This is a genomic window from Micromonospora sp. KC606, assembly GCF_004348675.1.
Taxonomy (GTDB): domain Bacteria; phylum Actinomycetota; class Actinomycetes; order Mycobacteriales; family Micromonosporaceae; genus Micromonospora.
The window spans coordinates 1-8,799 of sequence record NZ_SMKN01000238.1 but is presented as its reverse complement, the minus strand read 5'-3'; the positions used below and the strand labels follow the sequence as shown (position 1 = coordinate 8,799).

The following is an 8,799-nucleotide window of genomic DNA, read 5'->3' as shown; positions in this document are numbered from 1 at the left end:
TTGCTCATTCCTGCAATTTCTAGTTGGCGAGGTGGTTGGTTGTTGGTATGGAAAGAGGAGAGGTAAGAGCTAATATATTGGTAGAATGAAGACGAGGAGCATTAACGTGACGTGTGCAGAGATATGACCAGGATTGAAAGCCAGGAGGGGGTACGTGCGGGGCGGAGTCAGCGAGGGCCGGAGAGCAGGGCTCGGGTGGTCTCCCAGCCCTCGACTGCCGGATCAAGGGCCGCCAGGTCCGCCAGGCCGCGCAGGCGGCGCCAGGCCGGCGTGACCGCGACGTCTCCGGGGGCGGGGGCCGCCCGACGCAGATCCGCCGGGACGGCGGTGTCCAGGTCCAGCGCCGGCAACCATCCGGGTACGGGCAGCCGCGCCGCCACGGCGAGCAGCCCGGGAGCATCACCGTCGACCGGGGCGACCGCGACGGGTCGGCTGGTCAGCGGCCGGAGCAGTTTGCCCAGGGTCAGGCCGGGCAGGTCGGGGGCGTCGGCGGCGACCACGGCCGCCTGGTCGTACCCGGTCAGCGCCGCCAGAACCGCGTTGACCGTCGGCTCCGGCACCTCGTGGATCGCGGTGCCCGGCCAGACCACCGCCTCGGCCAGCCGGCGGTCCGCCGGCGTGACCGCCACCGCCGTCTCGACCTCGGACAGGGTGGCGAGCAGGTCCACCACGTCCTCCGCCAGCGCGGCACGCCAGTCCGTCGGGTCGATCCCCGGCGGCGTCCACGCCACCGGAGCCAGCAACGCCACCACCACACGTCGGACCACGCCCCGACCCTAGCCGCCCCGATCCCACTCTCGCCCACCGCCGTGAACGGGCGCCGTCCCCCGGTCGGACGGTACGCCGCGCGAACCCCGGCCGGAGTCGCCCTGGCGGGTGGTCAGCCGGGCACCGGAACGGCGGACACGGCGGCGACACCCTCCAGGTAGCCGCGGGCCCGCTCGGTCTTGGCGTACCGGCTGACCAGCTCCCAGAAGCGGGCGTTGTGGCTGGGCACGATGAGGTGGGCCAGTTCGTGCAGCAGCACGTAGTCGAGGACCCAGTCGGGCATCTCCTGGAGGCGGTGGGAGATGCGGATGGTCCGGTCGGCGGGTGTGCAGGAGCCCCAGCGGCCGTTCTGGTTGGTGACCCAACGGACGCTGGCCGGCAACGCCTCGGCGCCCTGGTCGGCGAGGTAGAGGTTGATCAGGCGCAGCGCCCGGTCGAGCAGCTCGGTGTCGGAGCGGCCCGGCCGTCCCTCGCGGGCGGCGAGCCGGGCCAGCATCCGGTCGACCCACTCGCTCTCCTCGGCGCGGGAGAACTGGTCCGGGATGAGCACGACGACGCGTTCCCCGTCGCGGTACGCGGACACTGTGCGTCGCCGGCGCTGGCTGCGCCGCACCTCGACGACCGGCTTCCGCGCCCCCGCCATTAGTGGGCCGCGCAGCCGTGGTTTGCTGTCACGAAGGAAAGCTAATGCGTACTGACCAGGGGTCCGCAAGGGTCAACACGACGACACGCGCCCAGAAAATGGTGGTTGGTCGCGAAGAGTCCCGAAAAAAGTTGACGATGACCTTGACGAGTCCAGCCGACTACCCTTCGTGACACCTCACAGAGGGGTCGCCCGGCCGTACCCCACCCTAGGTGGCCATCCCGCGCCGGTGCCCCGAGGGCTCCACCGACGCCATCTGCCGCGCACCGTGCCTCCGCTGACCTCGACACCGCGTGACGCCGCAGTCGGAGTCGAGCAGGAGCCCCGCTCGCGTGGTTCGGCCGGTTTCACCCGGCGTGTCCCCGGCAAACTGCCTGATCACACCTATTCCGGCGTGCACACTCTCGACGTCGACTTCCTCACAGTGTCGATGCACAGCTGACATGGAACTACCCAGACCTGGGTAGGGTCCGCCAACCAGCGGTCACGTGGGTGGCCGCGCAGAACGACCCGACGCCGGTGCCCCAGGTGGCCCGCCGCCGGGAAACCGTCGGGCCGGTACGCCCGGCGGACGAGACGAGGAGGCTTACCGTGGCCGACCAGGCCCAGACCTACAACGGTTACTGCGTCAAGTGCAAGGAGAAGCGGGACTTCGAGGGGCGGATCGAGGTGTCGAAGACCGGGATGAACATGGCCAAGGGCAAGTGCCCGGCGTGCGGCACAACAGTGAACCGCATCCTGGGCAAGGCCAAGGTCTGACCCGGACGGGTTCGACGGTGGAGGGGCGGCCGCCGGCCGCCCCTCCACCGGGTCGGCGCGGCCCGAGAAGGATCGGACCGGGCGCATCGGCTGTCCACCTTTCGGCCGAGCGAGCGGAAGAGCCGACATGGCCGCCTGGGACACCCGGGCACGCACACTTCGCGGCGCGCGTTCGAGGGCCGCAGCACCACCCGCCGTGGCCGGAACCATGTCCCCGCACTGTCCGGTGCACGACAGGGTTACCCATTGGTTGTGGATAACTCGCGACATTTTGTGGACAGCACTGGATACAGGCCCGCACACCTGTGGACAACGATCGACGGACAGCTCCGACCCGGTAACGATTTGTCACCATGAGCCCGACCTCCGTCGCCCTGCCCCGCCCCACCCTGCTGCCCGGCCTGACCCGGCTCTGGCGCGACCGGCACACCCTGCAACTCGGCCTGCGCCCCGGCCGCGCCGTCCTGCTGGAGGTCGCCAACCCGCGCGCCGCCCGACTACTCGACCTGCTCGACGGCAGTCGCAGCGAGCGCGCCGTCCTGGCCGACGCGACCAGGGCCGAGGTCCGTCCCGCCGAGGCCCGGGAGCTGCTCGACACGCTGCGGGACGCCGGCCTGGTCGTCCCCGCGCACACGCTGCTCCCCCGTGACCTCGCCGGCGCCCACCGCGACCGGCTCGCCACGGAGGCCACCGCGCTCGCGCTCGCCGCGGCCACCCTGCCCGGCACCCCCGCCCAGGTGCTGCGCCGACGCCGGGCCGCCCGGGTCGTGGTGACCGGCGCGGGGCGCCTCGGCGGGCCCGTCGCCGTCACGCTGGCCCAGGCTGGGGTGGGCCACGTGGCCCCCGAACTCACCGGGCCGGTCCAGCCCGGCGACCTGGTCGGGACCGGGCTCACCGCGGCCGACGTCGGGCGTCCCCGGGCCGAGGCGCTGCGCGCGGTGATCGGCCGGGCCGCCCCCGGGACACTGACCCGGTCACCCGGGCGCGGACGGGTCGAGCTGGTGGTCCAACTCGGCGCGGACCGCCCGGCGGCGCTGCACGCCGCCGGGTACGCCCACCGTCGCCAACCCCACCTGCTGCTCGGCCTGCGTGAGGGCGTGCCGGTGGTCGGGCCGCTGGTGCGGCCCCCCGTCGGCCCCTGCCTGCACTGCCTGGACCTGCACCGTGTCGACCGTGACCCGGGCTGGCCGGCGCTCGCCGCCCAGCTCGCCGGTGATCCCGCCGACCAGGGCTGCGCGGCGGCCACCCTTCTCGCCGCGGTCGGGTACGCGGTCGCCGAGGCGCTCGCCCACCTCGACGGCGGCAGGCCGGAAACGCTCGGCTGCGCCGTCGAGGTGGGCGCGGCCGGCCGGTTCCGACGCCGCGTCTGGCCGCCTCACCCCCGCTGCTCCTGCTCGGGCCGGCGACGCTGACGCAGGAAGCCGGGGGACGCTGACGCAGGAAGCCGGGGGACGCTGACGGAGGAAGCCGGGGGTCAGCCCGGCCGGGAGCAGCCGCAGGACCCCGAAGTCGGTAACAATGGCCGGGTGACCGACATCCCGCGCCGGGCCGTCTCCCGGACCGCCAAGCTCGCCGCTCTGCCGCTCGGCTTCGCCGGCCGGACCGTCCTCGGCATGGGTAAGCGTGTCACCGGGCTCGCCTCCGACGTCATCTCCGCCGAGATCCAGCAGCGCACCGCCGAGCAGCTGTTCAGCGTTCTCGGGCAGCTCAAGGGCGGTGCGATGAAGTTCGGTCAGGCACTGTCGGTCTTCGAGGCGGCCCTGCCGGACGAGATCGCCGCGCCATACCGGCAGGCGTTGACCAAGCTCCAGGAGGCGGCGCCGCCGCTGCCCGTCGCCAGCGTGCACAAGGTGCTCGCCGAGCAGCTCGGGCCGGACTGGCGGGACCGGTTCGTCTCCTTCGACGACAGCCCGGCGGCCGCGGCGAGCATCGGGCAGGTGCACCGGGCGCGGTGGCGCGACCCGGAGACCGGCGAAACGGTGGCGGCTGCCGTCAAGATCCAGTACCCGGGGGCCGGTGACGCGCTGCTGGCCGACCTCAAGCAGCTCTCCCGGCTGGGCGGAATGTTCCGCGCCATCCAGCCCGGGTTGGACGTCAAGCCGCTCCTGGCGGAGCTGCGGGAACGGATCACCGAGGAACTCGACTACGAGCTGGAGGCCGAGTCGCAACGGGCCTTCGCCGCCGCGTACACCGAAGACCCGGAGATCTTCATCCCGCAGGTGTTCCACGCCTCGCCCCGGGTGCTGGTCACCGAGTGGATCGAGGGCATCCCGCTGGCCGACATCATCCGCGAGGGGACCGAGGAACAGCGCGACGAGGCCGGCCGGCTGATGGCGATCCTGCACCTGTCCGCGCCGGCCCGGGCGGGGCTGCTGCACGCCGACCCGCACCCGGGCAACTTCCGGTTGCTGCCCGACGGCCGGCTCGGCGTGATCGACTTCGGCGCGGTGGCGCGCATGCCGGAGGGCACTCCGGAGCCGATCGGCCGGCTCGCCGGGCTGGCCCTGCGCGGCGAGGCCGACGCGGTGGTGGCCGGGCTACGCGAGGAGGGCTTCGTCAGCCAGACCGAACCGATCGACGCGCAGGCCCTGCTGGACTACCTCCGACCCATGCTGGCCCCGGTGGCCGAGGAGGAGTTCCGCTTCACCCGGGCCTGGCTGCGCTCGGAGGCGACCCGGCTCGCCAGTCCGAGGTCGCCGGCCTTCCAGTTGAGCCGGCAGCTCAACCTGCCGCCGTCGTACCTGCTCATCCACCGGGTGACCCTCGGCTCGATCGGGGTGCTCTGCCAGTTGGAGGCCAAGGCGCCGTACCGGGGAATCCTGGAACGCTGGCTGCCCGGCTTCGCGCCGGTGAGCTGACCGACGACGAACGCCGCGGGGGCGGTGACCATCCGGTCACCGCCCCCGCGTACTGGTAGAGATCTAGAGAACGCCCAGGTCCCGGGCCGACTGGTTGCGGCTGTTCATGGCGACGTTACGGGCGGAACGGGCTGCCTCAGTGCTCGCGGTGGTACGACCGGCCTGAGGCCGGCGCATTCGAGCCCGGGACAACGCTTCGTGGAGTAGTTGCATCTCGGTTCCGTTCGGCAGGTGCAGCAGCATGGGTCTTCGCTTTCTCGGTGCCGGTCGAGACCGGCGGGATGTGTGGATCGGGAAGTTGTCAGGCAGCCAGCCGGACCGCGTCGCGCTTGGTGGCCACACCACTGGCCACCAGACGCGCCTCGGCCTCGACCCGGAGGGTGGCGTCGCGAGCGAGGTCGTCCTTGCGCGGGCGGCCCCGGGGCCGCTTGCGCGGGACGACCGCGCCACGCTCGAAGATCTCGCCGCCCCAGACGCCCCAGGGCTCGGCCCGCTCGACCGCACCGGCCAGGCACTCGACGCGCAGCGGGCAGTCCCCGCAGAGCGACTTGGCCAGCTCCAGCTCGGCCGGCTGGTCGGAGAACCACAGGTCGGGGTCGACCTTCCGGCAGGGCAGGTTCGCCTCCACCTCGACGCTCACGTCGAGCGGGGCCAACGCCAGACTCATCACCCGGTCACCTCTCTCTCACTTCGATCTCGTGGATCGTTTCCGACGTACGGCGGGACAAAAACTGAGGCCGCGGATCCCGGTATGCGGGTTCCGCGGCCTCGAGGTGAGCCGGTGGTCTGAGTTTCAGACCGGTCTACCTCGAGGTGGAACACCGCGGACATCGCGCCGCTTGTTTGCGGCATCGACACCCATGCCCGTGAAGCCACTGGTCCCGTTGATTCCGGTGGCGGGCACGACGGCCTGGGTCAGCTCGGCCTGAACCCAAACCTGGTGCACCTGCGGAACCGACGGTCGCGTGGCGGCAAGGGCCACCCGGACAGCCGACAGCGGAGCGCGGGCAGCTGGCATCGCCGCCGGACGCTCATAGGTGAAGATCTCCACGGGTGCCACCTCCCTCACGTTCCTCGTGCCGACATCGGACTCCACCCCGTGAGCAGCCGGAATGGTGCCGCTCCCAAGGTGTGTCCTGAGGCTATTCCTCGCCCCGGGGCGAGGGCAAACGAATTTACGACGAGATTTCTGAAGTTTTCTGCGGGGTGATGTCGTCGACCGTGGCGCCCCCCACGAGCGCCAGCACCGCCTCGCCGTACAGACCCAGCTTTCGGGGGCCGATCCCGGCGATCGCGATCAGCTCCTCCGTCCGCCCCGGACGCCGCTCGGCCAGCGCGGTCAGTGTCGCGTCGGTGAAGACCACGTACGCCGGAACCTTCTGCGCCCCGGCCACCCGGGCCCGCCAGTCGCGCAGCCGCTCGTACAGGTCTTCGTCCAGGTCGGACGGGCAGGTCGGGCAGCGCCCCAGCTTGCGGTCCTGACCGGCGAGCAGGGTCGCGCCACAGATCCGGCAGGAGGCCACCTGGGCAGGTCGCCGCTGCGTGGCGGCCCGGCGGGCCGCCACGCTCCCGCCGGCCCGCTCGCCGCCGCCGGTGCGGTCCAGTTGCGGCAGGAAGCGGCACGGCCGCCGGGCCCGCCCGCCCGGCGAACGCGCCGAGGCGTACGACAGCCAAAGCCACTGACGGGCCCGGGTGATCCCCACGTAGAGCAGCCGGCGCTCCTCCTCCACCTGCTCGGCGGTGCGGGCCCACGTGGTGGGCAGGGTGCCCTCGGAGAGCCCGACCAGGAAGACAGCGTCCCACTCCAGGCCCTTGGCCGCGTGCAGGGACGCCAGCGTCACCCCGTCCACCGTGGGCACGTGCTGCTGGGCGGCCCGGCGGGCCAACTCCTCGTTGAAGTCCGACAGCGTCACCGGGCGTTCCACGGCGGCGGCCTCGCCGATCGGCAGCACCGGTGGCGTGGCCGCGTACTCCTCGGCAAGCTGGGCCAGTGCGGCCAGCGCCTCCCAACGTTCCCGCGCGGCCCCGCCGGGCGGGGGGGCGCCGGGCGCCCAGCCGACCGCGGCGAGCGCCTCCACCACGGCGGCCGGCAGCGGGGTCTCCCCGGGGATCGAGCGGGTCGCGGCCCGCAGCGCCACCATCGCCTGGCGCACCTCGGCCCGCTCGAAGAAGCGTTCCGCGCCCTGCACCACGTACGGCACGCCGGCCTCGGTCAGCGCCTTCTCGTACGCCTCGGACTGCGCGTTGGTCCGGAACAGCACGGCGATTTCCTTGGCCGGCGTGCCGGAGCCGACCAGAGCCCGGCAGCGGGCCGCGACGGCGGTCGCCTCGGCCGGCTCGTCGGTGAAGATGCGCAACTCCGGTTCGGGGCCCGGCGGGCGCTGCCCGTGCAGTTCCAGGCGCAGCCGGGCCTCGGCGCCCCGGGCCTGGCCGATCACCGCGTTGGCCAGACCGACGACCTGAGGCGTGGAGCGGTAGTCCCGAACCAGGCGCACCACGGTGGCGTCACGGTAGCGGCGCGGGAAGTCCACCAGGTACGACGAGGTGGCCCCGGTGAACGAGTAGATGGTCTGGCTGGCGTCGCCGACCACGGTGAGGTCGTCCCGACCGCCCAGCCACGCCTCCAGCAGCCGCTGCTGGAGCGGGTTCACGTCCTGGTACTCGTCGACCACGAAGTGCCGGTACTGGCCGCGCACCTGCTCGGCCACGTCACGGTGTTCCTCGATGCCCCACACGGCCGCACGCAGCAGATCCTCGAAGTCGATCACCCCGTTGGCACGCTTGAGCCGCTCGTACGCGGTGAAGACGTCGGCCACCTTCGCCGGCTCGAACGGGGTCTCGCGCAGTGCCTTGGCGGCGGCGACCACGTACTCGCCGGGCTCAACCAGCGACGACTTGGCCCACTCGATCTCGCCGGCGAGGTCGCGGGCGGCGGCCCGGTCGGCGCGCAGGCCGACCTTGGCGGCGGCCAAAGTGACCACCCGCACCTTGCTGTCGAGCAGCTCGGGCATGGCGCGACCGTCGAGCAGCCGGGGCGCGAAGTAGCGGACCTGGCGCAACGCGGCGGCGTGGAAGGTCCGCGCCTGCACGCCGGTCACGCCCAGCGCGGTGAGCCGGGACCTCATCTCGGCGGCGGCGCGGGCGGTGAAGGTGACCGCGAGCACGTGCCGGGGGGAGATCTCCCCAGCCAGCGCACGGTGGGCGATCCGAGAGGTCACCGCGCGGGTCTTGCCGGTGCCCGCGCCGGCCAGGATGCAGACCGGGCCGGCCGGGACGGTCACCGCCGACCGCTGCTCCGGATCCAGTCCGGCGAGCACGGACTCGGCCGCTGAGTGAACCACCACAACAAGGAATCATCTCAGCTCGCGGTGATGTTGCAGCGGTTAGCCTGGCCTGACCGGAGCCGGGCCGAGCGACCCTTGGAGGACCTGAGCATGTTGACGATGTATTCCACGCCGTGGTGCGGCTACTGCCACCGGCTGAAGTCGCAGCTGGACCGGGAGGGCATCGGGTACGAGGTGGTCGACATCGAGCAGGACCCGCAGGCGGCCCAGTTCGTGATGAGCGTCAACGGCGGCAACCAGACCGTCCCGACGCTGCGGTTCGCCGACGGCAGCGCCCTGACCAACCCGTCGATCACCCAGGTCAAGCAACACCTCGCCAGCATCGCCGGCTGACCGCCCGGTCCGGAGGCCGGTGCGCACCGCCTCGGCCCCCGGGCCACGTCGCACGGGTCATCGCCAGCCGGCCCGGCGTGTCGTGGTGACTGTC

The 8,799-nt window shown here is 72.4% G+C and carries 9 protein-coding genes; 4 read left to right on the top strand and 5 right to left on the bottom strand.

From position 1 onward, the window contains the following. Window positions 1-167 precede the first annotated feature (167 nt). Window positions 168-767, bottom strand: a complete 600-nt coding sequence (locus E1193_RS27605; protein WP_132186107.1) for a hypothetical protein — start codon at window positions 765-767, stop codon at window positions 168-170. Window positions 768-880: 113 nt separating this feature from the next. Continuing rightward, entirely contained in the window at window positions 881-1,411 is a 531-nt protein-coding gene (locus E1193_RS27600; protein WP_132186106.1) for a M48 family metallopeptidase, read from the bottom strand. A gap of 591 nt (window positions 1,412-2,002) precedes the next feature. Between E1193_RS27600 and E1193_RS33520 the strand changes: the two genes are divergently transcribed. The 3 genes from E1193_RS33520 (at window position 2,003) to E1193_RS27585 (ending at window position 5,028) form a co-directional block, all read left to right on the top strand. Then, the gene (locus E1193_RS33520; RefSeq protein WP_243707936.1) at window positions 2,003-2,170 is read left to right on the top strand and encodes a DUF5679 domain-containing protein; all 168 of its coding nucleotides are present in this window, start codon (window positions 2,003-2,005) and stop codon (window positions 2,168-2,170) included. A 353-nt stretch (window positions 2,171-2,523) separates the two neighbouring features. Continuing rightward, window positions 2,524-3,582: a ThiF family adenylyltransferase gene (locus tag E1193_RS27590; protein ID WP_132186104.1), complete on the top strand. Its 1,059-nt coding sequence runs from the start codon at window positions 2,524-2,526 to the stop codon at window positions 3,580-3,582. 114 nt (window positions 3,583-3,696) lie between these two features. After that, the gene (locus tag E1193_RS27585; RefSeq protein ID WP_132186103.1) at window positions 3,697-5,028 is read left to right on the top strand and encodes an AarF/ABC1/UbiB kinase family protein; all 1,332 of its coding nucleotides are present in this window, start codon (window positions 3,697-3,699) and stop codon (window positions 5,026-5,028) included. Between the two features lie 301 nt (window positions 5,029-5,329). On the opposite strand, the gene E1193_RS27575 is transcribed toward E1193_RS27585, so the two are convergent. From E1193_RS27575 to E1193_RS27565, 3 genes are all read right to left on the bottom strand, one after another. Continuing rightward, window positions 5,330-5,695 carry a WhiB family transcriptional regulator gene (locus E1193_RS27575; protein WP_132186101.1) on the bottom strand — a complete coding sequence of 122 codons (366 nt, stop codon included), beginning with the start codon at window positions 5,693-5,695 and terminating at the stop codon, window positions 5,330-5,332. A 126-nt stretch (window positions 5,696-5,821) separates the two neighbouring features. Beyond that, window positions 5,822-6,079, bottom strand: a complete 258-nt coding sequence (locus E1193_RS27570; RefSeq protein ID WP_132186100.1) for a hypothetical protein — start codon at window positions 6,077-6,079, stop codon at window positions 5,822-5,824. A gap of 124 nt (window positions 6,080-6,203) precedes the next feature. Further along, entirely contained in the window at window positions 6,204-8,372 is a 2,169-nt protein-coding gene (locus tag E1193_RS27565) for an ATP-dependent DNA helicase UvrD2 (RefSeq protein WP_132186099.1), read from the bottom strand. Window positions 8,373-8,462: 90 nt separating this feature from the next. On the opposite strand from E1193_RS27565, the gene E1193_RS27560 reads away from it, so the two are divergent. After that, window positions 8,463-8,705, top strand: coding sequence for a mycoredoxin (locus E1193_RS27560; RefSeq protein WP_132186098.1), 243 nt, complete (start codon window positions 8,463-8,465; stop codon window positions 8,703-8,705). Window positions 8,706-8,799 lie beyond the last annotated feature (94 nt).